This window comes from Corynebacterium afermentans subsp. afermentans, from assembly GCF_030408355.1.
GTDB lineage: Bacteria > Actinomycetota > Actinomycetes > Mycobacteriales > Mycobacteriaceae > Corynebacterium > Corynebacterium afermentans.
Window position 1 is genome coordinate 1,353,158 of the sequence record NZ_CP046606.1, and the last position, 22,519, is coordinate 1,375,676.

General features: G+C 64.0%; 22 protein-coding genes and 7 tRNA genes. 11 read left to right on the forward strand and 18 right to left on the reverse strand.

Annotation, left to right across the window (positions count from 1 at the left end):
- Position 1: 1 nt before the first annotated feature.
- The 14 genes from secD to CAFEA_RS06515 all read right to left on the reverse strand — a co-directional run bounded on the left by secD (position 2) and on the right by CAFEA_RS06515 (position 13,520).
- Positions 2-1,906 carry a protein translocase subunit SecD gene (gene secD, locus CAFEA_RS06450; protein WP_063936792.1) on the reverse strand — a complete coding sequence of 635 codons (1,905 nt, stop codon included), beginning with the start codon at positions 1,904-1,906 and terminating at the stop codon, positions 2-4.
- A gap of 156 nt (positions 1,907-2,062) precedes the next feature.
- Positions 2,063-3,139, reverse strand: coding sequence for a Holliday junction branch migration DNA helicase RuvB (gene ruvB / locus CAFEA_RS06455; protein WP_063936793.1), 1,077 nt, complete (start codon positions 3,137-3,139; stop codon positions 2,063-2,065).
- A gap of 12 nt (positions 3,140-3,151) precedes the next feature.
- A complete protein-coding gene (gene ruvA / locus CAFEA_RS06460; protein WP_034998821.1) occupies positions 3,152-3,766 on the reverse strand; it encodes a Holliday junction branch migration protein RuvA in 615 nt (204 codons plus the stop codon).
- Positions 3,763-4,296, reverse strand: a complete 534-nt coding sequence (gene ruvC / locus CAFEA_RS06465) for a crossover junction endodeoxyribonuclease RuvC (RefSeq protein ID WP_034998819.1) — start codon at positions 4,294-4,296, stop codon at positions 3,763-3,765. Before ruvC ends, ruvA begins: the two co-directional genes overlap by 4 nt.
- Before the next feature lie 104 nt (positions 4,297-4,400).
- Complete coding sequence (locus CAFEA_RS06470; RefSeq protein WP_063936794.1) at positions 4,401-5,153, reverse strand: YebC/PmpR family DNA-binding transcriptional regulator; 753 nt, start codon at positions 5,151-5,153, stop codon at positions 4,401-4,403.
- Between the two features lie 66 nt (positions 5,154-5,219).
- On the reverse strand, positions 5,220-5,675 hold the full coding sequence (locus CAFEA_RS06475; protein ID WP_063936795.1) for a hypothetical protein: 456 nt from the start codon (positions 5,673-5,675) through the stop codon (positions 5,220-5,222).
- Positions 5,672-6,760: a glycosyltransferase family 4 protein gene (locus CAFEA_RS06480; RefSeq protein WP_063936796.1), complete on the reverse strand. Its 1,089-nt coding sequence runs from the start codon at positions 6,758-6,760 to the stop codon at positions 5,672-5,674. The genes CAFEA_RS06475 and CAFEA_RS06480 overlap by 4 nt, the downstream gene beginning before the upstream one ends.
- Positions 6,761-6,765: 5 nt before the next feature.
- The gene (locus CAFEA_RS06485; protein ID WP_063936797.1) at positions 6,766-7,710 is read right to left on the reverse strand and encodes a phosphatidylinositol mannoside acyltransferase; all 945 of its coding nucleotides are present in this window, start codon (positions 7,708-7,710) and stop codon (positions 6,766-6,768) included.
- Positions 7,711-8,346 (reverse strand): phosphatidylinositol phosphate synthase, encoded by a 636-nt coding sequence (gene pgsA, locus CAFEA_RS06490; protein WP_063936798.1) that lies wholly within the window; start codon positions 8,344-8,346, stop codon positions 7,711-7,713.
- Positions 8,339-8,947: an ATP adenylyltransferase gene (locus CAFEA_RS06495; RefSeq protein WP_394326877.1), complete on the reverse strand. Its 609-nt coding sequence runs from the start codon at positions 8,945-8,947 to the stop codon at positions 8,339-8,341. Before CAFEA_RS06495 ends, pgsA begins: the two co-directional genes overlap by 8 nt.
- Positions 8,931-10,985, reverse strand: coding sequence for a threonine--tRNA ligase (gene thrS / locus CAFEA_RS06500; protein WP_063936800.1), 2,055 nt, complete (start codon positions 10,983-10,985; stop codon positions 8,931-8,933). The genes CAFEA_RS06495 and thrS overlap by 17 nt, the downstream gene beginning before the upstream one ends.
- A gap of 109 nt (positions 10,986-11,094) precedes the next feature.
- Entirely contained in the window at positions 11,095-12,312 is a 1,218-nt protein-coding gene (locus tag CAFEA_RS06505) for a Dyp-type peroxidase (RefSeq protein WP_063936801.1), read from the reverse strand.
- Positions 12,313-12,325: 13 nt separating this feature from the next.
- Complete coding sequence (locus tag CAFEA_RS06510) at positions 12,326-12,937, reverse strand: copper chaperone PCu(A)C (RefSeq protein WP_063936802.1); 612 nt, start codon at positions 12,935-12,937, stop codon at positions 12,326-12,328.
- A 10-nt stretch (positions 12,938-12,947) separates the two neighbouring features.
- Entirely contained in the window at positions 12,948-13,520 is a 573-nt protein-coding gene (locus tag CAFEA_RS06515; protein ID WP_063936803.1) for a copper resistance CopC family protein, read from the reverse strand.
- A 369-nt stretch (positions 13,521-13,889) separates the two neighbouring features.
- Here CAFEA_RS06515 and CAFEA_RS06520 point away from each other — a divergent pair, with 369 nt between their 5' ends.
- The gene (locus CAFEA_RS06520; RefSeq protein WP_063937531.1) at positions 13,890-15,068 is read left to right on the forward strand and encodes an IS1249 family transposase; all 1,179 of its coding nucleotides are present in this window, start codon (positions 13,890-13,892) and stop codon (positions 15,066-15,068) included.
- 104 nt (positions 15,069-15,172) lie between these two features.
- On the opposite strand, the gene CAFEA_RS06525 is transcribed toward CAFEA_RS06520, so the two are convergent.
- Positions 15,173-15,244, reverse strand: a tRNA-Val gene (locus CAFEA_RS06525).
- A gap of 237 nt (positions 15,245-15,481) precedes the next feature.
- On the opposite strand from CAFEA_RS06525, the gene CAFEA_RS06530 reads away from it, so the two are divergent.
- The 6 genes from CAFEA_RS06530 to CAFEA_RS06555 all read left to right on the forward strand — a co-directional run bounded on the left by CAFEA_RS06530 (position 15,482) and on the right by CAFEA_RS06555 (position 16,074).
- Positions 15,482-15,557: transfer RNA gene (locus CAFEA_RS06530), tRNA-Gly, on the forward strand.
- Positions 15,558-15,576: 19 nt separating this feature from the next.
- Positions 15,577-15,648 (forward strand) — tRNA-Val (locus CAFEA_RS06535).
- Between the two features lie 35 nt (positions 15,649-15,683).
- Positions 15,684-15,759: transfer RNA gene (locus tag CAFEA_RS06540), tRNA-Gly, on the forward strand.
- 43 nt (positions 15,760-15,802) lie between these two features.
- A tRNA-Cys gene (locus CAFEA_RS06545) sits at positions 15,803-15,876 on the forward strand.
- A gap of 15 nt (positions 15,877-15,891) precedes the next feature.
- Positions 15,892-15,963: transfer RNA gene (locus tag CAFEA_RS06550), tRNA-Val, on the forward strand.
- A 35-nt stretch (positions 15,964-15,998) separates the two neighbouring features.
- A tRNA-Gly gene (locus CAFEA_RS06555) sits at positions 15,999-16,074 on the forward strand.
- Between the two features lie 42 nt (positions 16,075-16,116).
- Here the strand turns inward: CAFEA_RS06555 and CAFEA_RS06560 are convergent.
- Positions 16,117-17,091 carry an asparagine synthase C-terminal domain-containing protein gene (locus CAFEA_RS06560; protein ID WP_063936804.1) on the reverse strand — a complete coding sequence of 325 codons (975 nt, stop codon included), beginning with the start codon at positions 17,089-17,091 and terminating at the stop codon, positions 16,117-16,119.
- A gap of 2 nt (positions 17,092-17,093) precedes the next feature.
- Positions 17,094-18,554, reverse strand: a complete 1,461-nt coding sequence (locus tag CAFEA_RS06565; protein ID WP_063936805.1) for a hypothetical protein — start codon at positions 18,552-18,554, stop codon at positions 17,094-17,096.
- 81 nt (positions 18,555-18,635) lie between these two features.
- Between CAFEA_RS06565 and CAFEA_RS06570 the strand changes: the two genes are divergently transcribed.
- The 3 genes from CAFEA_RS06570 to msrB are packed head-to-tail and all read left to right on the forward strand — an operon-like array spanning position 18,636 to position 20,993.
- The gene (locus tag CAFEA_RS06570) at positions 18,636-19,331 is read left to right on the forward strand and encodes a pyrimidine reductase family protein (RefSeq protein WP_158293373.1); all 696 of its coding nucleotides are present in this window, start codon (positions 18,636-18,638) and stop codon (positions 19,329-19,331) included.
- Between the two features lie 28 nt (positions 19,332-19,359).
- Positions 19,360-20,595: a glycosyltransferase family 87 protein gene (locus CAFEA_RS06575; RefSeq protein ID WP_253704876.1), complete on the forward strand. Its 1,236-nt coding sequence runs from the start codon at positions 19,360-19,362 to the stop codon at positions 20,593-20,595.
- Positions 20,592-20,993, forward strand: coding sequence for a peptide-methionine (R)-S-oxide reductase MsrB (gene msrB / locus CAFEA_RS06580; RefSeq protein ID WP_034998800.1), 402 nt, complete (start codon positions 20,592-20,594; stop codon positions 20,991-20,993). The genes CAFEA_RS06575 and msrB overlap by 4 nt, the downstream gene beginning before the upstream one ends.
- 53 nt (positions 20,994-21,046) lie before the next feature.
- Here the strand turns inward: msrB and hemQ are convergent, their stop codons facing one another.
- A complete protein-coding gene (hemQ, locus tag CAFEA_RS06585) occupies positions 21,047-21,748 on the reverse strand; it encodes a hydrogen peroxide-dependent heme synthase (RefSeq protein WP_063936807.1) in 702 nt (233 codons plus the stop codon).
- Between the two features lie 152 nt (positions 21,749-21,900).
- Here hemQ and CAFEA_RS06590 point away from each other — a divergent pair, with 152 nt between their 5' ends.
- Positions 21,901-22,515: a DUF3000 domain-containing protein gene (locus tag CAFEA_RS06590; protein WP_034999308.1), complete on the forward strand. Its 615-nt coding sequence runs from the start codon at positions 21,901-21,903 to the stop codon at positions 22,513-22,515.
- Positions 22,516-22,519 lie beyond the last annotated feature (4 nt).

A 22,519-nucleotide genomic window follows, 5' to 3' on the forward strand; every position in this document is an offset into this window, starting at 1 on the left:
TCTAGTTCTCCTCAATCGTTGCGGCCGGTTGGAGCGTGTGCTTATCGACGTCATCCTGCGCCCGACGTGCCTCAGCCGTCTCGAACGCCTTTCCCATGCCGTTGACGGAAGGCTTGGACCAGAATCCGCTGCGAGACGCGATGATCAGTAGCGGCGCGGTAACCAGGAAGGTGACAAGCAGGTCGAACACGGTGGTCAGGCCCATAGTGAAGGCGAAGCCCTTCACGTCGCCAACAGCAAGGAAGTAGATGATCACCGCACCGATCAAGGTGACCATGTTGCCGGTGATGACCGTGTCCTTCGCCCGCTGCCAGCCGGATGCGGTGGCGGAGCGGAACGTCTTGCCCTTGCGCACTTCGTCCTTAATGCGCTCGTAAATGACGATGAAGGAGTCGGCGGTTGCGCCGATACCGATGACCAGACCAGCGATGCCGGAAAGGTCCAGGGAGTAGCCGATCCAGCGGCCCAGCAGCACCAGGGTGCCGTAGACAAGTGCGCCAGCGGCGACGAGCGACGCCAGCGAGATCAGACCGTAGAGACGGTAGTAGGCGAAGACGAACAGCGCCACCAGGATCAGGCCCACCAGGCCGGAGTACAGGCCCGCCTTCAGCGATGCCTGGCCCAGTGACGGCGGAACGGACAGAGCGGTGCCGCCCGGCTCGCCGTTCTCGCCAGCAAAGGACAGTGGCAGTGCGCCGTAGCGCAGGTTGTTGGCAAGGCCCTCGGCCTCTTCCTGGGTGAAGTTGCCGGTGATAGACGTTGCGGAACCAACCGGGGTCGGGCTCTGGATCACCGGTGCGGAAATCACCTGGGAGTCCAATGTGATCGCGATCTGCTTCTGCAGCATCTCGCTAGTCAGGTGCGCCCAGGTCTCGGAGCCGTTGGGCTCGCCCGCCTGGCTGAAGGCGAAGCTGATCTCCATCTGGCTGGACTGCGGGTTGAAGCCGCCGGTGATCGCACGGTTGGTATCGATCTGCTCGCCGGTCAGGCGCGGGCCGTCAGCGTCGGTGACGCCGGTAAGCAGAGGAACCTCGTCGAGAAGCAACGGCTGGCCCGACGTCGGGTCGCAAGAAACCAGCGGCAGATCCGCCTTGTCGGAGCCGGCTAACGGGTCGGTGATCTGGCCCATGCAACGCGCCGACATCAGGGTCAGTGCCGCGAACTGCTCGGTCGGGTCGGTGGACTGACGGGTGCGCCGCAGCATGTCCGTCGTTTCCTGGCGGCGCTCAGCCGCCTCTACCGGGCCGTTTGGCTCCGGCAGCGGCTTGGCGCTCACCTGCGGAACGTCCTTGGGCGCCTCCGGGGCTTCCTCTTCCTTCGGCGCGACGTCTTTGCCTTCACCGCTTTCTTCCTGCGGGTTCTCGGCGGCCTTTTCAGCCTCCTTCTCCGCAGCCTGCTTACGCGCGGCGATCTGAGTGAGCACCGCCTGGCCCTCCTGCGGGGTGAAGATGCCGTACTTGACCCACTCGTTGGTCATGTCCAAGGTGACCTGGTCAATCTTGGTGCTATCCGCGGCCGGCGGGTCAAGCACCGGACGGAAGAAGAGCTGCGAGGTCTGACCGATGTTGCGAATCTCGGCCGTGTCGTCGCCGGCGGCCTCAATGACGATGGTGTTTCCGTCCACAACAACGGACGCACCGGAGACACCCATGCCGTTCACACGGTTTTCGAGAATGTTGCGCGCATCCTCCAGCTGCTCGCTTGTCGGTTCATCGCCCTGGGGAACGAGAGTGACACGCGTGCCACCCTGCAGGTCAATGCCGAGCTTCGGCTCAGCCGTTTTAGTTCCGGTGAAAAATACTAGGGCGTAGATGCCGATGACAATGAGGGTGAATAACGCGAGCAGCCGAGCGGGCCAGCGCTTCTTTCCCTTCACCTCGCGGGACCGCCGAGTGTTGTTGGACACTGAGCTGACTCCTCTGCTTTCCGAGCTCCAATTTTCCCCTCCACCGAGCCCTACAACACCCGGGAAGAGGCATAAGCGAAGGGCGTGCCGGTGGAGACACAACGGAACATGCTACGGCATAGCCCCGCAAAACCAGCAGTCCGGTCCGCGCCAGCCTTAATAAAGCGACATTTGCCCCGGTGCATCTGGCGGCGCCTGCAACCCCAGGTGCTCCCACGCCGCGGCAGTCGCCACTCGCCCGCGCCCAGTACGAGACATCAACCCCGCGCGCACAAGGTAGGGCTCGCACACCTCCTCGATGGTGCCGGGTTCCTCGCCAACGGCGATGGCAAGCGTGCCCACGCCCACCGGCCCCCCGCCGTGGCCGCGGATCAACGCATCTAGAACCGCACGGTCCAGTCGGTCCAGGCCCAACTCGTCCACGTCGAACACGCTCAACGCCGAGCGCGCCGCCTCGAGGTTGACGTGGCCGTCGCCATGCACGTCCGCCCAGTCGCGCACTCGGCGCAGTAGGCGATTTGCAATGCGTGGCGTGCCGCGCGAACGCGAAGCGATTTCCACCGCCGCGTCCGTGTCTATGTGCATAGCGAGGATGTCCGCGGCGCGGCTGACCACTTGGGTCAAGTCCTCCACGTCATAAAACTCCATCTGGGCGGTGAACCCGAAACGGTCGCGCAGTGGGCCTGTGAGCATGCCCGCGCGGGTTGTCGCCCCGACGAGGGTAAACGGCGGGATCTCCAACGGGATCGAAGTCGCACCGGGACCTTTGCCCACGATCACGTCGATGCGGAAGTCCTCCATTGCCATGTAGAGCATTTCCTCTGCAGGGCGGGCGATGCGGTGGATTTCGTCGATGAACAGCACGTCGCCTTCCATCAGGTTGGAAAGCATCGCAGCTAGATCGCCTGCGCGCTCAAGTGCCGGACCCGACGTCATCCGCAGCGAGGTTCCCAATTCCTGCGCCACGATCATCGCCATGGTGGTCTTGCCCAACCCCGGCGGGCCGGACAGAAGGATGTGGTCCGGGGTCACCCCGCGGCTGCACGCACCCGCAAGCACCAGGTTGAGCTGCTCACGCACCTTGGGCTGGCCGATAAACTCATTGATCGATTTCGGGCGTAGCGAACGCTCGATGTCATGCTCGTCTGCCTGCGCGTGCGCGTCTACTGGCGACGGAGCCTTCGCCGCGAACCCTTCCGGCAGCTCAAACTCTGTCTTTTCCACATCCGACACGGCGATACCTCCTTACTTTTTGCCCAGCTGGCTCAGCGCTTGACGCAGCAGTGCGGAAGCGTCTTCCTCCGGCTGCTCCTCCACCAACGCGTCGACCACCGGCCGCGCCGAACGCTCCTGGAACCCCAGCCCCACCAACGCCTCGACCACCTGCTCAGAAATGAGCGACGAGCCCTTGTTCGCCCCGGTTGCCTCTGCAGCGGCCGGCGCATCGCCCGCCGGGACAAACGCCTCCACCTTGTCTTTGAGCTCGAGAGCGATCCGTTCCGCCATCTTCTTGCCCACACCCGGAATGGACTGGATCGTCTTCGCATCTCCGGCTGCGATGTGGGAGGACAGCTCGCCTGGGTCAAACACGGACAACGAGGCGAGCGCTAATTTTGGCCCCAGTCCGGAGACGTTCTGCAGCTTGTGGAACATCTCGCGGGCATCCGCGTCCCCGAAGCCGTACAGGGTCACACCATCGTCTTTGACCACCATCGACGTCATCACCCGGGCGCTCTCGCCGCGGGTCAAGCGGCCTAGCGTTTGTGGGGTGGCAAGGAAGCGGTAGCCCACGCCCGAGCATTCGATAACCGCATGGTCGAGCCCGATGGTGAGCACTTCGCCGTTGAGAGAATCAATCATTGGTTCGCCGCTTTCATGGTCAACTGGTTGGTCCGTGCGATCAGGGGGGCGCGCCAGCAGTGGCACACCGCGATAGCCAGCGCGTCCGCCGCGTCCGCGGGCTTCGGCGCTTCAGACAGGCCGAGAATCCGCGTGATCATCACTGTCATCTGCTTCTTGTCCGCCCGCCCGTTGCCGGAGACGGCCTTTTTCACCTCTGACGGGGTGTACATGTACACCGGGATGCCCCGCTCCGCCGCGGCCAGCACCATCACACCGACGGCGTGCGCGGTGTGCATGACGGTTGATACATTGCCGCGCTCAAAGATGCGCTCCATGGCGATGACGTCCGGCTCGTAGTCGTCGATCCACTCACCCACCGCCCGCGACAGGCGCAGAAGACGCTCCGCTAGTTCCGCAGTGGACGGGGTGCGCACCACGCCAACCGCCACGGGGATGATCTGGCGGCCCCGGCCAGCTTGCACCACGGAAAGACCGCAACGCGTCAAGCCCGGGTCAATGCCCATCACCCGCAGACCTTCCAGCGACATCGCATCCTCCCTTCCGTACATGTGACACATATGTTCTACCACAGGAGACACAACAAACGCCCGTGCCACCGTCGGCGGCACGGGCGTTGGCCACGGTGAAAGACTTAGTCCTCCAGCTGCGCCTCGACCTCGTCGGAGAGGTTCATGTTGGTGTAGACGTTCTGCACGTCGTCCGAGTCTTCCAGCGCGTCGATGATGCGCATCATCTTCTTCGCGCCTTCGACGTCGAGGTCTACCTCCACGTCCGCACGGAACTCCTGGCCTGCTTCCTCAATCTCGATACCTTCGCCTGCCAGCGCCTCGCGAACTGCCGGCAGGTCGGTCGGCTTGCAGGTGATCTCAAACTCCTCGCCGAGGTCGTTGACCTCCTCGGCTCCGGCATCGAGCACAGCCATGAGCACGTCGTCCTCGCTGAGCTCGCCCTTCTGAATGGTCACCACACCGGTGCGCTCGAACATGTAGCCGACGGAGCCGGACTCGCCGAGGTTGCCACCATTTTTGGTCATGGCGGTACGCACCTCGGTAGCTGCACGGTTGCGGTTGTCCGTAAGGCACTCGATGAGCACTGCCACGCCGTTCACGCCGTAACCCTCGTACATCACGGTCTCCCAGTTCGCGCCGCCGGCTTCCTCACCGGAGCCGCGCTTGCGGGCGCGCTCGATGTTGTCGCCAGGCACCGAAGCCTTCTTGGCCTTGCGGATCATGTCGTCCAGGGTGGGGTTCGCGGCCGGATCGCCGCCGCCGGTTCGTGCCGCGACCTCGATGTCCTTGATCATCTTCGCCCACAACTTCGACCGCTTCGCGTCGTTTGCGGCCTTCTTGTGCTTCGTGGTTGCCCACTTTGAGTGGCCCGCCATAACGCACCCCTTTTCCTCGGTTGACGTGTAACAGACGGCATTATACGCACCGGCTTGCTGAAGCTATTACTGGTCGTCCCGCACGAACTGCGGCAGTGCCGCTGTACCGCCGAGGCGCAAAAAGCTTACCGACGGCCGAAGGCGCAACGCCCGCGTGTCCGCCACCGCATCGTTGTAGAAACGTGTGGCCAGCTCGACTCGGATGTCCGCGTCGCTGAGCGGACCCGGCATTTCCTCGCCCGCGATCCGTTCTGCCACCAGCGCCGAGAGTTGTTCCTCCTGCGCAAGACGCGTGTGTATGTCCTGCGGTGCCATCCTGACGTGCTCCGCGTCCTCCGCCACCGAACGAAGTTCGGGATAGACCGCAGCGATGACAGCGCAGCGCCGGTCCAGCGCCGCCTGCAGGGCGTCGCGCGAACGGTCGAGCCGGATATGCAGGCGGTTGAGCCGCTGCGCCGTGTTGTAGGCCCACGCCGCCAGCACAGTCACCACCACCGCCACAGCGATCCACACCATCGTCATAGCCACCCCTCCACCCCGACCGTCTCCCCGATAGACACTGCCTCGTACACCGCCAGGACCCGACGCGCCACAACAGACCAGTCGAAGTCTTTTGCCCGCTGCACGCCTTTAGCGCAGAGGTTGGTGCGAAGCGGGAGCTCGTCGATAAGCAACTGCAACTGCTGCGCGAGCGCCGACGCGTCGCCGGGCGGAAACAGCAACCCCGCATCCTTGCCGCAGACCGCGGCGAACGCGGGGATGTTGCTGGCGAGTACAGCGCAGCCGGCAGCCATCGCCTCCACGAGGATGATCCCGAACGATTCGCCGCCGAGGTTCGGCGCGACAAAGATATCCGCGCGGCCGAGAATCTGCGCCTTCTCATCCTCAGAAACCAGCCCCGTAAACTCGACGCCCGCAAACTCGCGGGGCGCCCCAGCTCCGATGACGGTGACGCGCGGCTTGCGCGGGAGCTGATCCACGGCCCGCAGGAACACGTCGAGGCCCTTGCGGGGTTCGTCCAAGCGGCCCATGAACACCACTTCTGGCATTGATTGTCTTCCCGGGGTGTGCCGCGCCGCTTGAAATCTGACGGTGTCCACACCGTTCGGGATGATCACGGGATCAGTGCCCACCTGCTGCGACTGCCAGCGCCACGCCTCCTTACTCACCGCGATACCGGCGCGGATCTTCTCTAGGCTGCCGCGGAGTGCCGGCAGCACGAGCTTGAGCGCGTAAGAGGATTCCGCTGAGGCGTGGTAGGTGGCCACGATCGGGCCGGTAGCCATGCGCAACGCCGCCATGGAGTAGCTCGGCGAGTTCGGCTCGTGTACGTGCAAAATGTCAAAGTTGCCGCGCTCGATGAAATGCCGGGTGGTACGGCGCACTTGCGGGCCGAAGGACAGCCGCGCGACTGAGCCGTTGTAGCGCACCGGCACCGCGGCGCCGCCGCGGGTGACCCACTCCGGAAGCTCGACAGCCTTCGAGGCCGGGCCGAGCACCTCAGTGTGGTGGCCCATTTCGCGCAATTGAGCAGCAAGGTCAAGCACGTGGGCTTGAACTCCGCCCGGAACGTTGAAGGAGTACGGGCACACCAGACCGATCCGCACGCCGACTACCTCCCGTGTTCGCGCCGTTGCCGCAGCCGCCGTTCCATCTCCCGGCGGCGGCTCGGCTTCGGCACGTCTTTAGGCCACAGCGGCTGCAGCATGTGCCAGTCCGCCGGGTGGGCGGCAATGTTTTGGGCGAACTGATCGGCCACGCGCTGCGCAGTGCCCTCGAGCGTGGTCACCTCCACCGGGGCAGAGATGCTAAAGCCCCAGCCAGGGTTGCGCCGCGCGCCCGTGAACCAGGAGTGCGCAACCAAAAGCGTCGCGCCGGTGTCCCGCGCCAGCTTGACCGGGCCGACGGGAAAGGTCGTTTCCTCGCCGAAGAACTCAACCGGCACCCCGCGTCGAGAGAAGTCCCGCTCCCCCAACAGGCACACGATCCCGCCGTCAGCGAGCACCTCTTTCAACCGCTCGAACGGCGGCTGCTCACCGCCGGTCAGCGGCACGACCTCGAAGCCGAGGGTCTCGCGGAACTGCACGAACGCGTCGAACAGCGCCTCAGGTTCAAGCCGCTCCGCAACGGTGGTGAACCCGCCGAAGCTTTTCGCCAGCCATGTTCCCGCCATGTCCCAGTTACCGGTGTGAGGCAGCGTGAGTACAACCCCGTGGCCCTGCGCCACGGCAGAATTCAAGTGTTCCCGCCCGACCACACCAGCCGAAAGCTTCGCGTTCAACTCCGGATCGCCCGCCATCCGCGGCAGACGGAATGCTTCCAACCAATAGCGAGCGTAGGAGCGCATGGCGTCGCGCACCAGCTGCCGGGTGACGTTTTCCGGCCCCACCACGCGTGCGAGGTTGCGCCGCAGCATCTCCATGCCAGCGCCCTCGCCGGAAGCACGGTCCGCGGCCCACTCGGCTGCCCGCGCGGTCAACGGTGTAGGCAGCGCTCCGACGATCTTCCAGCCGGCGATGTAACCCGCGGCTACGAGCCGCTCGCGCGCGAAGCCCATTTACGTTCCCGCTGGCGGCGCGACCTTCGCGTCCGCCCCCTCGTCGCGTCCGGCGAACATCAGGCGCTGCACAACGGTGATCACGGAGCCGACTAGCAGGATCCATAGCGAGACCACCACCGCGTTGGGCACGCCAAAGCCCTCCAGGGCTAGGCCACCGAGGCTCAAAATCAACCGTTCGGGACGCTCGACCAGCCCGCCGACGATCTTCAGCCCACCGGCCTCGCCGCGAGCCTTGATGTAGCTAATGGTCGGCGAAAGCACGGTGACCGCCAGGCACACCGCCACGTTCACCGGCGCGGCGTCCACGACGTAGATCAGCCACATGGCGATCGAGCCGAACAGCGCGCCGTCGGTAAGCCGGTCGCAGCTCGCATCCAGCGTCGCGCCAAACGCGGTGCCTCCGCCGCGCAGCCTGGCCATCGTGCCGTCGACCATGTCGAAGGCGGCGAAGAACAGGCTGAGCACCGCCGCCCACACCAAGTGTCCGGTGGGGATGAGCACCATAGCCGTGAGCATGGTCAGCGCGGTTCCCGCAATCGTTGTCGCGTTCGGAGTCAGACCGATGCGCAACAGGCCTTTGGCCACCGGCTCGACCGCTACTGCGGCGGGTTTGCGTCCGTGCACGCTAAGCATCGCGCTCACCTGATTCCGCCTCGTGGACCTCGCGCCAGCCGTCTGCGAGCAGCGTCCGCGTCTCCTGCAGCAGTTGCGGCAGCACCTTGGTGCCGCCGATGACGGCCATGAAATTCGCGTCGCCCGCCCAGCGCGGCACAACGTGCAGGTGCAGGTGGTCGCTCACCGACCCGCCCGAGGCCTTGCCCAGGTTCAGCCCGACGTTGATCGCCTCCGGTTTGGACACGCGCTTGAGCGTTTTCACCGCATGCTTGGCAAACGCCATCAGCTCGGCCGTCTCCGCGTCGGTGAGTTCTTCCAAGTCAGCGACTTTGCGGTACGGCACCACCATCAGGTGGCCGGCGTTGTACGGGTACAGGTTGCACACCGCGTACAGCGTCTCCCCGCGCGCGACGATCAGGCCGTCTTCGTCGCTCATCTGCGGGATTTCGAGGAAGGGATCGCCGTTGCTTCTCGACGATCCTTCGGCCTCCCCCGCCTCCCCTTCCGCCGGCATCTTGGTGATGTAGCTGGAACGGTACGGCGCCCACAGGCGGGTGAGGCGGTCCGGGTCGCCTACGCCGGTGTCGACGTAAGTCTCGCCGTTAGTTGCCCGCTGCAACGGTTTCCTCGCTCGGCTGCTCATTGCGCTTGGCGGAGATCCAGTCGGCGATCAGCTCCACTGCGCGCTCGACCGGTACCCCGTTGATCTGGCTGCCGTCGAGGAAGCGGAAGCTGACCGCATTCGCCTCCACGTCGCGCTCGCCGGCGAGCAGCATGAACGGCACCTTGCCGGTGGTGTGGGTGCGGATCTTTTTCTGCATGCGGTCGTCAGAGTGGTCAACCTCCGCGCGGATGCCGCGCTCACGCAGGGCACCGACGACGTCTTCGAGGTGGTCGGCGAATGCGTCGGCCACCGGGATGCCCACCACCTGGTGCGGGGCCAGCCAGGCCGGGAACGCGCCGGCGTAGTGCTCGAGCAGCACGCCGAAGAAGCGCTCGATGGAGCCGAAGAGCGCGCGGTGGATCATCACCGGACGCTTCTTCGAGCCGTCCGAGGAGGTGTAGGTCAGATCGAAGCGCTCCGGCAGGTTGAAGTCCAGCTGCACGGTGGACATCTGCCAGGTGCGGCCGATGGCGTCGCGGGCCTGCACCGATATCTTCGGGCCGTAGAACGCGGCGCCCGCCGGGTCCGGCACGAGCTCCAAGCCGGACTTTTTGGCCACAGACTCCAGGATGTTGGTCGAGCGCTCCCAGATCTCGTCGTCGCCGATGTACTTGTTCGGGTCCTTGGTGGAAAGTTCCAGGTAGAAGTCGTCCAGGCCGTAGTCCTGCAGCAGGGAGATGATGAACTCCAGCACGCTGGTCAGCTCGTCTTCCAGCTGCTCCTCGGTGCAGTAGATGTGTGCGTCGTCCTGCGTGAATCCGCGGGCGCGGGTCAAGCCGTGGACCACGCCGGACTTCTCGTAGCGGTACACGGTGCCGAACTCGAACAGGCGCAGCGGCAGCTCGCGGTAGGAACGCCCGCGCGAGTCGAAGATGAGGTTGTGCATCGGGCAGTTCATCGGCTTGGCGTAGTAGTCCACCGGCTGCTTGGTCACGTTGCCGTCTTCATCGACCTCGCCGTCGAGCTTCATCGGCGGGAACATGCCGTCGGCGTACCAGTCCAGGTGGCCAGACTGCTGGAACAAGTCGCCCTTGGTCACGTGCGGGGTGTTGACAAAGGAGTAGCCGGCGGCGACATGGCGCTCGCGCGAGTGCTGCTCCATGGTCATGCGCACGATACCGCCGTCCGGGTGGAACACCGGCAGGCCGGAGCCGACCTCGTCCGGGAAAGAAAACAGGTCCAGCTCGTTGCCCAGGCGACGGTGGTCGCGCTTTTCCGCCTCCTCAAGCATGGTCATATACTCTTCGAGTTTTTCCTTGGACTCCCAAGCGGTGCCGTAGACACGCTGCAGGCCGGCGTTGTTCTGGTCGCCGCGCCAGTAGGCGGCGGACGAGCGGGTCAGCGCGAACGCCGGGATGTACTTCGTGGTGGGCACGTGCGGGCCGCGGCACAGGTCGTGCCACTCAACCTCGTTCGTGCGCGGGTTGACGTTGTCATAGTGCGTCAGCTCGCCGGCACCGATTTCGGTGGCCTCATCGGAGTCCGGATCGACGTTGCCTTTGTCGTTGATCAGTTCGAGCTTGTACGGCTCGTCCTTGAGGTCTTCTGCAGCCTCTTCTGCGGAGGCGTAGACGCCGCGGACGAACTTCTGTCCCTGCTTGATGATCTTCTTCATGCGCTTTTCCAGCGTCTTCAGATCCTCGGGCGTAAACGGCTCCGCAACGTCGAAGTCGTAGTAGAAACCGTCGTTGATCGCCGGGCCAATGCCCAGCTTGGTGCCGGGGAACTCGGCCTGCACGGCCTGGGCGAGCACGTGGGCGCAGGAATGGCGGATCACGGAGCGGCCGAGCTCAGTGTTTGCGGCTACCGGCATAAACGTCGCGGTGGTATCGGGGACGTGCGAGAGATCCTTCAGCTCTCCCGCCTCGTCTTGGACGCACACCACGGCGTCCTCCCCCTTGTTCGGCAGGTTCAGCTCCCGCATGGCGGCGCCGACGGCGGTGCCGGCGGGAACCTCGAACGGTGCGAATTCGACTGCTGCTTCGGTAGACATATCTGTCGTGCGCTCCTTTGCGCGTCACTGGGTTGTGTCATACCTGGACGCAACCCATCTTCTACGTTCTCTCCCGACGGCGCTGCTGGCGCGCCGGATGCCTGGGATACTACCCTTGGGCACCCGAAAGTACCGTCTCGCCCCAGTACGTATCGCGGCCCGCGTCCCCACCGGGCTCACGTGTGCCCGGCGGGATCCAGTAGACCGCGGAGCCGATGTGCGTGGTCCATTCGTTGAGGCGGTCCACCTCCAAAAGCCGTTGCAGCACAGGGGTGAACTGGACATCCGGGTCCTTTTGGAAGGCCAAAAAGACCAAACCCGCGTTGGACAGCTCACCGGGTGCCGGGGGCAGCGAGTAATTGTACGGCCTGCGCAAAAACTTCTGCTCCGGGTGGTCCGCGGGCGGCATGGCGCGGGCCATGTGGGAGTTCTTGTCGATCACGGGCAGCCCGTACTCGTCCAGCGCCTCCATGTCCGGCGCATCAAACTCGTCCTCGCCGGTCAGCGGGGCGCCGTCGGAAAGCTTTCGCCCCACCGCCGCCTCGCGTGACGTGCGGTCCAGCCGCTCCCAATCGTCGAGGTCCATCGCGATGCGGCGCACCACCAGCGACGACGAGCCGTCGTCCGCGAACACCTGCTCGGCGTACTCATCGTCCGAGTGCGGGTTGACCGTGCCGTCCACCTGCCCGAAGAGGTTGCGCGGCGTTTGGCCTTTGGGGATGGAGCCAAACGCGTTCATGAACCCCTGCTGCAACCAGGTGGTTTCAACGTAGTCCATGCCGGCGCGCGTCATGTGGCGCATCGCCCAGGCGCTCATCACCGGGTCGTCGGAGCAGATCTGCAGCACCAGATCCGTCTGCCCCCACTCCGGCCGCAGCTCTTCGCGCGGCATCGCGGGGATGTCGTGCAGCCACGCCGGCTTTTGATCCGGCGCCGCGATATCGAAGACGCGCTCACCGAACCCGCAGGTGATGGTCAAGTTGGCGGGCCACTGCGTCATCTCCGGCTCCAGGCTGGACAGCGGGTTGCGGCCGGCGGTCAGCTCGCGGGCGTCTTCCGTCCACAGACGCATCAGCCTGACCACGCCAGCAGCGTCCACTCCGTCCTTGAGGTTGAACCCGGCCAGGTTGAGCGACGCCTGCGTCGGCGTCTGGATGCCAGCCTGGTGGGCACCGTCGAAGGCGACGGACGCCTCCGTCAAAGGTTTGGTGTTCGGCGCGGAGTTGCTCGGCTCGCTATCGCACGCCGCCAGCAGCATGCCTGACGACGCCACCCCGGCCACACCAGCCGTCCCCGCCAAAAACCCCCGCCGGCTCACACCCGGCATGACGCATCCTCCTCTAGTGCTTGTGTTCAGCGTGGTCGGCGTGGTCGGCATGTTCAGCGTGGTCGGCGTGCTCGCCGAGGTCGCCGTAGCTTTCGTCGCCAGGCAGCATGGTGCGCACGGCAACATCGGACACGGTCGCGGTCGCGCCGCCTTCCAGCAGCAGGGTCACACCGATGGTGTCGCCTGCCTCGATGGCCGGCTCGTAGTCCATCACCATGAAGTGGTCGCCGCCCGGGGCGAGCTCGTGGGTGCCGCCCGCGGGGATGTCGAAGCCGCCGTCCTTTTGGCGCATCACCCCGTCCACGACTTCGTGGATCTGGTAGCTCGCCTCGCCGAGCGAGGTAGCGAAGCCAACCACGGTGATGTCCTTGTCGGAGTTGTTGTGCAGCGTGCCGAAGATGGCAGTCATATCGCTGCCGTCGGCCGCATCCTTCGCCGCCTTCGCGCGGACGGCGCCCTGCTCCAGCGTCACCGCGCCGTTGCCCAGGTCGTCGGCTGCGGCACCCACCTCCGAGGTGGTCTCGTTGTAGGCCGACTGCTGCTGTACTGCGTCGTTCGGTTCGTCGGAGCAACCGGCCAGTATCAAAGCTGCAGCTGCAAGGCCGGTAACAATTCGCTTGTTCATTGGTGTTGTCCTACTTGTCCCTATCAGTGTTGGTTTCAGACATCCGGCGGCTCTTCGCTAGGGCACCAACGCCTGCACCTGCGACGACAAGCACGCCGGCGAGGGCGAGCAGCACCTTCATGGTGGTGCTCATGCCGTCGGCAGCGTCGACGACCGGGTCTTTGCTCGCGTCCGCGGTCGCCGCGCCGGACGGGTTGAAGCTGAACGAGGTCATCCCCTTCGTTGAGTGACCGTCGGAGGACACGATCTGGAAACCGACCTTGTAGTCGCCCGGCTGCGCATCCAGGTCTGCCGGTAGGTCGAGGGTGACAAACCGGCCGTCGATCTCGGGCTCGCCGGAGTAGACCACCTCGGACTGCCCGTTGGCATCGCGGGAAAGCGCCACGGTGTTGAAGCCGTCCTGGATCTCCCCGGAAAACTCCAGGGTGACCGCTTCAGGCAACTCACTGACCACGCCCTTGTCCTCCGGGTCCGAGCCAATCACGGAATCGTGAGCGATTGCCGGCGCCGCCGCAACCAACGCCGCAGTGGCCGCTGCGGCTGCGACCGCGCAACCTCGTGTGAATGTTGCCGGGCTGAGCATGGTGCCTCCTCAAATAAAACCAACGCGCAGACTGGTGCTAAGAGCACTAGTCGTATCCAAACCAACGTTAGTTCCCGTCACACCCGCCCCAAAACTATGAACCGGGCAACGCAGCCTAAACGCCGATATCGGCGTTTACCCCCGGGCCCGAGACGCGACCTGGGCTTTCCCAAGGGCCGAACCCACAAATGCCGATATCGGCGTTTAGGGTTAAACGACAAAAAGTGTGTCTGGAATCGACGATTTTCAGGGTTTGACCTGTAGGTTTCAGGGAAATATATGCTTCGGGGGCATATATTTAGGTCTCGAGCGTTCAATCCTCGGTGTGGCTGCCGTGATGTGCTATGTGCGGCGTGGTGTGGTGTCGCAATGTCAAAGAACCAACCACGCTGCCACTGCGGCGGAGAAATGAAACGAAACGGCACCACTAGCAAAGGCACCACCAGGTGGCGCTGCAAACGATGCGGCGCCTCCAGCGTGAAACGCAGAAGCGACATCACCAACGCGGCGGCGTTCACCGTCTTCATCGACCACCTCACCACCGGCGCCAGCCTCGATACCGTTGCCCGCCGTGTGGGGTGCTCACCGCGCACGATGCAACGTCGATTCGAACCGTTCTGGTTCGTTGATGTGCCTGACCCCACCGCCGGCCACGACAAGCGGGTCTACGACCAGATCTTCCTTGACGGCACCTACACCGCTGGCGGCTGCTTGATCGTCGCGGCGACGATCGACCACGTGATTGCCTGGCACTGGTGCAAACACGAAACCACCCGCGACTACCAACTGCTGCTTGAGCGCATCGAAGCCCCACTCATCGCCGTCATCGACGGCGGCCAAGGCGCATACAGCGCGATCAAAAAGTGCTGGCCGACTACGAAAATTCAACGCTGCCTCGTCCACGCCCAACGCGTGGTACGCCGCTACACCACCAGTAACCCACGCACCGATGCCGGGCGCACCATCTACCGACTTGCGCTGAAGCTGACCCGGATCACCACGCTGGATGAAGCCGCTGCATGGGGTGCGCAGCTGCACGAGTTCTCCACGCTCTACCGGTCATGGATGGACGAGAAAACCCTGGTCAAAGATCCCAAAACCGGTGCATGGACCCGCGTGTGGACGCATCACAACGTGCGCAAGGCATACAACAGCCTCAACCATCTTTGGCGGTCCGAGATGCTGTTTGTCTACCTCAACCCGCCAAAAGCAGTACTTCAACCAGAGTGGATCAAATCCACCACCAACAGCCTGGAAGGCGGCATCAACGCCCAGCTCAAACTGCTCGCCAGAACACACCGCGGCAGATCAGGTGAACGACAACGCCGCATGCTGGATTGGTGGCTCTATTTGAAAACGGAACTGCCTGACGATCCAGTACGAATCGCCAGTCAGTCCGACTGGGGCCAGGGCCAACTCGCCAAAGTATCCACCCTGACCCGAAACGAGAACGAAGCCGACCACGAAACCGGACGACCAGCCCTCTACGACAACGCTATCGACACCAACTACACACACTCAATCGGCATCCAAAAAGGCCAAATCTAACCCCCACGACACGCTGAATCAGACACACTTTTTGTCGTTTAACCCGGCGTTTAGCGGGCAAACGCAAAACGCCCCAGGCTGCTTCCAACCTGGGGCGTGTTTTGTGGTCCTAGCTGGGATCGAACCAGCGACCTTTCCGGTGTGAACGGAACGCTCTTCCACTGAGCCATAGGACCGAACGAGAAGAGAGATTACACACCAAAGCCGAAAGTTCCGAATCGGCTGGTCATCACGGATAACGGTGGGTGCCGAAACGTGGGCCGTCGAGAAGCGAATGCACCACGGGATCAAATTGCACCCGCGTAATTCACACATGACCCCCTGAAAGTGTCCGTGACATGGCGATTTGTAACGGCGGGCAGTATGCGGATAAGGTTTGTTCTCGCATTCAACGCGGACAGCGTGGAACGCATGCGGATGTAGCGCAGTTGGTAGCGCATCACCTTGCCAAGGTGAGGGTCGCGAGTTCGAGTCTCGTCATCCGCTCCAGTTCCCCAGAGGAACTTGGGCGCGATTAGCTCAGCGGTAGAGCACTACCTCGACACGGTAGGGGTCACTGGTTCGATCCCAGTATCGCGCACAGAGGGTTTATCCCCTCGGTAACTGAATAGCAATGCGGATGTAGCGCAGTTGGTAGCGCATCACCTTGCCAAGGTGAGGGTCGCGAGTTCGAGTCTCGTCATCCGCTCCAAGTACTTCGGGGTTGAAGCCGAATACTTTGGAGGTAACTCCACGGTGGATTGGTCGAGTGGTTAGGCAACGGTCTGCAAAACCGTGTACACGGGTTCGATTCCCGTATCCACCTCCAAGCTGCAATAGCCTTGCGCGATTAGCTCAGCGGTAGAGCACTACCTCGACACGGTAGGGGTCACTGGTTCGATCCCAGTATCGCGCACAGAGGGTTTATCCCCTCGGTAACTGAATAGCAATGCGGATGTAGCGCAGTTGGTAGCGCATCACCTTGCCAAGGTGAGGGTCGCGAGTTCGAGTCTCGTCATCCGCTCCACTTGAAAAAAAGGGGGCCACCTTCCTGGTGGGCCCCTTTTTGCTATTTGCGCTCCTCCCCGGCCAGGCGTTGGAGGTACAGCCGGGCAACGGTGAGCTCCAGCTGCTCTTGCAGCGGCGAGGAGTACGTGCGCTCTCCAAAGTCACGCTCAAGCTGGCGGCGGGCCGCGTCCACAATGGCGCCGACGAGCCCGGATGAGACCTGCATCGGGTTCTTCGGTGCGAACGCCACCTCAGCTGGGACGCCCCGGTCCACCGCGAGCTTGCGGAAGATGTACTTGTCGTGGCTGCTGTCGTCGGGCTGCACCAGCGACGGGTGGATGCGCTGGGCCAGCTCAACCGCAGCGTGGGTCTGCCAGATCTGCACGTGGCGCTCAGGATCGTCCAGGAGCCGCTCGTAGAAGTCTGGCACAAAGCGCTCGCGCTTGAAGTTTTTAGACACGTTTGCTCGCAGCGTCGCGTCCCACGCGTCAACGAGGCTCTCCCCCGCCGCGGGAAACACCGTGTGGCCACCCATGAACAGCGCGTCGGCCCCGGCTCCGGAGAGAAGTACGCCTTCGGCGCCGTGCTCGTGCGAAGCACCGTTGATAGCTTCCAGCACACAGCCCGCCGAGATCTCCCACGGTTCCGGGAACTCGAGGGCCCGCACGACCCGCGCGAGAAGCCACTCGAAGTCTTCGTCGGTGGGGCGAACAATCACGTGCTCGAGGCCGCATTGCTTTGCGACGGCTGCCGCCCTGCCCACCTCCGGGTCCTCCACATGCTGACTGTAGGTCACGGCCAACGCGCCCGGCGCGACCTCAGCAACGTAGGTGGCCAGCAAGATGGAATCGATGCCGCCGGAGAGTTGGAGCACGGTTCGCCCGGCGCTGCGGGCGACGGCGGCGGTGACGCGTACGCGAAGGTAGTGGTCGATCGCGGCGGCCGCTTCGCCGGCGTCGGCAATGTCGTAGGGACCTTTCGTCAGTTCCCGTTCGTCTGCAACGTATTCGAGCGCTGCCCCAGTGATGTCGTGCATAGCTACGGTGTCCTTTCGCGGTAGCCGTCGTGAAGCTGCGCACCGGTGCGTCGTTGCTCGCCGGAGGCGCTGTCCAAAAATGGTGCCAGCTGATAGTTGGTGTTTCTCATCCGCTCGATGTCGCGCTCAAGCTCGCTGATCCGCTCTTGGAGCACGGCTGTCTTTCGTGGGCGTCGCAGCGAGAACTTCTGGGGTTTCGTGCGGACCTCCTTGGGTCCCTCCCGGCCTTCGCGCATCCGGAATACGGTGTTGCGCACCAAGAGGAAGAAGCCGACCATGATGAGCGCCATCAAGCCGATGAGCCCGACGCGCTCGAGGGTGGAGATGCCATCGATGCCCAGCACGCTGATGTTGGTGATCAACAACCCCATCAGGGCAGCAAACAGCGACAGCACCTCCACGGATTTCCACACGAGCTGATTCGACTCTGACTCGAGCTGGCGGGACAACGCCTGCACCTTCTCGTCCACGGAAGCTACCTGCCTCTCGACGGCACTGCGGATGGCTGTTTGCACCTGCCACTCGGTGGAGACCAGCAGCCGGTAGTTCTTGTACTCCTCGTGGCGGGCAAGCTGCTGCGGGTCCAGCACACGGATTGCCATGTCCAGAGATTCCACGGCGCGCCGGTAGCAGAAGTTCTGGTCTTCCAACAGCGTCGGGTCAGCGCTGAGTGTCTGCTCCACTTCGAACGCGTGGGTGGCGGACGGCCCAGTTTCGAAATCCCACTGCGTTGCCGCGGCGATTCTGCGGTATGCCTCCCCCATCCGGTAGTACGCGTTGCCGTCCTTGGGGTCCGACTTGACCAGAGACTCCGCCAGAATCAGCATCTCTACCCCGTAGAAGCGGAACGGAAACAGCCACAAGCCGTGCAGCAAGAGGTGGCGCAGCTTCACGGGTACACGGTCCAGGTGCCGCGAGAGGTTCGTCGGACTTTCTGGGTCTAGGCCGATGGAGGAAAACAGCTCTGACGGCACGATCCGCTTGCCGGCACTAAGTTGCGCGAACGTGAGGTAGATGCCGTTGAGGTCGTAGGGGCCGACTTGCAGTGGGGCGTCGTCGGCGCGGCTGAGCACTGCAAAAATGCCGTCGTAGTTGAAGTCGAACCGGTACAGCTGCAGCTCAATCAACGCGGTTGCGAGATACAGCAGGCGCGGTTGCTCCACGCTGCCGTGGCGGCGTACGCGCTTCGGCTCATGCGCGCCGAGCCCTCGCTCCCGGGCCTGCCAACAGACGTCGGTGACCATGTTCAGGAAGGGCTCGAACCAGACCATCTCAGTTGCCGTTTCCGCGGTCGGCGCAAACGCCGCCCGCGCGGCTTCAGCGAGGTTGTCTTTCCACTCGTGCTTGTCCGAGCGGTCGAACAGGAGGGTGTAAAACTCGGTAGTTTCCGAGTCCGCAATCCAGCCCTTCCTGGCAGCGGCGGCTGCCGCATCGAGGTCAAAACGGTTTCCGGTAGGTTGCACAACATCCCCTTCAACAGACTGGAAACAAGTGTAATGAACGAGCGGCCTCACACCCTTAATCCGGACCTTCTCATCGGACCGGTGAAGCCTCCCGGACAGCGGGAGACTCGCCTCATGGGCATTGCGGCGCTGACAGGAGCTGCCGCGAGTGACGGCACCTCTTCCGGTTTAGGCAACGACACCGATTTCGCGCTGCTCAACGCTCTGCGCATCTGGTCGGATGCGGTGCTCGTCGGCGCCGAGACCGCACGCAAGGAGAACTACTTCGGGGTGCGCACTACCCAACAGCAGCGCGAGACGCGGCACGCACGCGGGCAAGCTGAAGTGCCGCCGATTGTCGTCATGACAAAGAGCCTGAATTTCGACACTGCAACGCAGCTGTTCACGGACACGCGCACGCCGCCGTTGTTCGCGGTACCCGAGGACGTCTTGAGAGACAAGGACGTCTTTGCACGCGCGCGGAAGATCGAGCAGGCGGGCGGCGTGATCGTGCCGGTGGAAGGCCAAGACGTGTCGGCGGTCGTGGCTGCGCTCCACGCGCGTGGGTTGGCCCGCATCGTGTGCGAAGGCGGGCCCAGCTTGAATGCCCAGCTCATTGGCGCCGGCGAAGTGGATGTGTTCCACTACACCGTCAGCCCGCGTGCGGTGCAGCCGTCCGAACTACGCCTGTTCGCTGAAGCGGACACCCCCTCAGACCGCGCCTTCGTGCTTGAGGCCGCGCACGTCACGTGCGACTCAATGCTCTTCCTGCGCTACCGGAGCGTGCGCGAAGGCTAGCCACACCCCGGCAGGTACGGTTAGGCGCGTGATTGCTACACCACCGCCACGAAGTGAGCCAGCAACGGGTTCGACCGCAGTGCAGGCCCAGCCTGCCGACGAGCGCGCGGGCCTCGCACCGGCAATTGCCGCTGCCGCTTGGCCTGTCGCGGTGCTTCTGGTCGTGCACCGGCTGTTCATCCTCGCGCGCGCAGGTTCAGTGACGGACGATTTCACCACGGTGTGGTCCGCGGCGCGCCGTTTCGTCGAACGCGTCCCCGTGTACAACGAGGTGTACAGCCATGTTAACCCGCACTACCTGTACAACCCGGGCGCGACCCTGCTGCTGTCGCCGATGGGACTCATTGCCGACATCGACGTGGCGCGCCCGGTGTTCATCGCCGTCAACGCCGCGTGCATCATCGCCGCGTTGGCCTGGCTGACTAAGCTTGCGGGCCGCAAGCTTTCCGGGCCGACGTTTCCTGTGGCCGTAGCGCTGGCTTTTAGCACCGAGGCAGTGACCAACACGCTGGTGTTTTCCAACATCAACGGCATACTCCTGCTGGCGCTAGTGGCATTTATTGCGCTGCTGCTTTCCCGCCGCGATATTGCTGCGGGCATCGTGCTGGGGTTCGCCATCTTGGTCAAGCCGATGTTCGCCCCGCTGCTGGTGCTGCCGCTGTTACAGCTGCGTTGGCGCCCTGCGCTCGGCGCTATCGGCATTCCGGTGGTGATGAACCTCATCGCGTGGCCGCTGACTCCCGGTGCCCGCGACTACCTCGACGTGGTGGTGCCGTATTTGAAGGTCACGCGCGATTACGCCAACTCTTCCCTGTCCGGGTTCGCCGTGTATTTCGGCATGCCTAGCTGGGCGCATGGCGCGCTGTTCGTGCTTCTGGCTGCCGCCGTCGCGGGGGCGGTGCTCGGTCTTGCGCGCGTGCGCCACAGCCAGGAGCTGCTGTATCTCGCCGTGGGCTCCGGAGTACTGTTCGCCGGGGTGTGCCTGTTGTCCTCCCTGGGCCAGGCGTATTACTCCATGATGCTGTTTCCCGCCTTGTTTACGGTGTTCCACCCGGATAGTCCCCTGCGCAGCTGGCCCGCCTGGCTCGGCGCCGCACTGTGCCTGTCCCCCTTGAACTGGTCCAGCTCGTTGCACCCGCTGACCGGCAGTTGGCTCAACACGTTTTTGCCAACCGCCGGGTGGGCCGTGTTTATTGTCGCGTGCGCAGCGTGGGTATTGTTTAGGCACACCTTGCTCGCTCCGACAGAAAGGATTGGGCGATGACGGATTTCAAGGACTTCACCGACGCGCAGTGGCGCGAGAAACTCAGCCCGGAGGAGTTCCACGTCCTGCGGGGAGCAGGCACGGAACCCCCAGGCGTCGGCGAGTACACCAACACCACCACCGAGGGTGTGTACCGCTGCCGCGCGTGCGGCGCCGAGCTGTTCCGCTCCACCGAGAAGTTCGACGCCCACTGCGGCTGGCCCTCGTTCTTCTCCCCGCTGGCGGGTGACGCCATCATTGAGCGCGAGGACACCTCCCTCGGCATGGTGCGCACCGAGGTACTGTGCGCAAACTGCCACTCGCACCTGGGCCATGTCTTCGCCGGCGAGGGTTTCAACACCCCCACCGATCTGCGCTACTGCATTAATTCCATTTCGTTGACGCTCGACGAAGCGTAGAAAAGGCGCCGGTAAGCAATTGCTTTCCGACGCCACCTCCGGTGCCCAGCCTCCTAGGGCAGCACCGAGATGATTTCGCCGATGTCGCCGACCCGGCGGCCCGTCTGGAACGGGATCTCCTCGCGCACGTGCAGGCGCGCCTCGGTGTAGCGCATGGTCTTCATCAACGCCTCGATACGCTCCAGCGTCGGTGCCTCAAAGGCGAGCATCCACTCGTAGTCGCCGAGCGTGAATGCCTCGACGGTGTTGGCTCGCACATCCGCAAAATCGCGGGCCGCCATGCCGTGCTCCGCAAGGATGCGGCGGCGCTCCTGCGGGTCCATCACGTACCAGTCGTAGGAGCGCACGAACGGGTAGACCGTAATCCAGTCCCCCGGCTCCTCGCCCATGATGAAGCTGGGCAGGTGCGACTTGTTGAACTCGGCGGGGCGGTGCAGCCCGTTGCCGATCCAGCTCAGTTCCACCTTCTGCCCGAACTCCGTCTCGCGGCGGAAATCCGCGAGGGCCTTTTGCAGATGCTCGAACTCTTCGGCGTGCCACCAGATCATGAAGTCAGCGTCGGCGCGGATACCGGTGTTGTCGTAGATGCCGCGGACCGTGACTACGCCTTCCTGCTCGAGGTTGGAGAAGAAGGCGCGAGCTTCGTCGATAAGCTGGCTGCGCTCGGTGCCAAGCACCCCGGGGAGCGCGCGAAACACAGCGAACTGCAGAAAGCGCTGCGTGGCGTTGAGTTTGTCAAAGTCGAGCTTGGCCATAGATTTTGCCCCTTCCCTGCCGCACGGCAGATCAAACGAAAGTCGTAGGACATTCTACGCCCTAGGTTGTGGCACTCACGGCGCGCCTCCCCCAACGACGCCGGTTGCTGGATACGTTTGAGCCTGTGATGAAACCGGACACCACCTCGCCCATGTCCGCCGGAGGCGCGGGCGGCAACAGGGACGACCACGGCAACAGCGATTCCTGGCCCGCAGAATTCAGTGCGGCCGTTGAATCCATGCACGCGGCGCGCCTGCGCCCCGAAATCACCCTGGGCACCATCCGCCCGCCGCAGCGCCCCGCACCGTTTAGCCACGCCGTCGGCTTGGAGGTCGCGCACGCGGACGAAGAAAACGTCCCGGTCGACTCTGAAGGCGATGCCTTCGGCCGCCTGATCTTGTTGCACTCGCCCGCCGCAGAAGAAGCGTGGGAAGGCACCATGCGCCTGGTCGCCTACATCCAGGCCGACATGGACGACGCCGTAGCCTCGGACCCGCTGCTTCCGGACGTAGCCTGGCAGTGGCTCAACGAATCGCTGGCTGAGACCGGCGCGCGCCACACCAACCTCGGCGGCACCGTCACCTCGACTGCCTCTGTGCGCTTCGGCGAGATCGGCGGGCCGCCACGCGCCTACCAGCTGGAGATGCGCGCGTCCTGGACCGCGGAGGGCACCGACCTTCAACACCACGTCGAAGCGTTTTCCAAGGTTCTGGCGCACGTGGCCGGTTTGCCTCCGGAGGGTGTGGCACAGCTCGGCGCGCGCTAATATC

Excerpts from the sequence above, each read along its gene's own strand:
- ruvA (WP_034998821.1), bottom strand. The coding sequence starts at position 3,766 with ATGATTGATTCTCTCAACGGCGAAGTGCTCACCATCGGGCTCGACCAT.
- ruvC (WP_034998819.1), bottom strand. The coding sequence starts at position 4,296 with ATGTCGCTGGAAGGTCTGCGGGTGATGGGCATTGACCCGGGCTTGACG.
- CAFEA_RS06470 (WP_063936794.1), bottom strand. The coding sequence starts at position 5,153 with ATGGCGGGCCACTCAAAGTGGGCAACCACGAAGCACAAGAAGGCCGCA.
- CAFEA_RS06475 (WP_063936795.1), bottom strand. The coding sequence starts at position 5,675 with ATGACGATGGTGTGGATCGCTGTGGCGGTGGTGGTGACTGTGCTGGCG.
- CAFEA_RS06485 (WP_063936797.1), bottom strand. The coding sequence starts at position 7,710 with ATGGGCTTCGCGCGCGAGCGGCTCGTAGCCGCGGGTTACATCGCCGGC.
- pgsA (WP_063936798.1), bottom strand. The coding sequence starts at position 8,346 with ATGCTTAGCGTGCACGGACGCAAACCCGCCGCAGTAGCGGTCGAGCCG.
- thrS (WP_063936800.1), bottom strand. The coding sequence starts at position 10,985 with ATGTCTACCGAAGCAGCAGTCGAATTCGCACCGTTCGAGGTTCCCGCC.
- CAFEA_RS06505 (WP_063936801.1), bottom strand. The coding sequence starts at position 12,312 with ATGCCGGGTGTGAGCCGGCGGGGGTTTTTGGCGGGGACGGCTGGTGTG.
- CAFEA_RS06510 (WP_063936802.1), bottom strand. The coding sequence starts at position 12,937 with ATGAACAAGCGAATTGTTACCGGCCTTGCAGCTGCAGCTTTGATACTG.
- CAFEA_RS06515 (WP_063936803.1), bottom strand. The coding sequence starts at position 13,520 with ATGCTCAGCCCGGCAACATTCACACGAGGTTGCGCGGTCGCAGCCGCA.
- CAFEA_RS06520 (WP_063937531.1), top strand. The coding sequence starts at position 13,890 with ATGTCAAAGAACCAACCACGCTGCCACTGCGGCGGAGAAATGAAACGA.
- CAFEA_RS06560 (WP_063936804.1), bottom strand. The coding sequence starts at position 17,091 with ATGCACGACATCACTGGGGCAGCGCTCGAATACGTTGCAGACGAACGG.
- msrB (WP_034998800.1), top strand. The coding sequence starts at position 20,592 with ATGACGGATTTCAAGGACTTCACCGACGCGCAGTGGCGCGAGAAACTC.
- hemQ (WP_063936807.1), bottom strand. The coding sequence starts at position 21,748 with ATGGCCAAGCTCGACTTTGACAAACTCAACGCCACGCAGCGCTTTCTG.
- CAFEA_RS06590 (WP_034999308.1), top strand. The coding sequence starts at position 21,901 with ATGTCCGCCGGAGGCGCGGGCGGCAACAGGGACGACCACGGCAACAGC.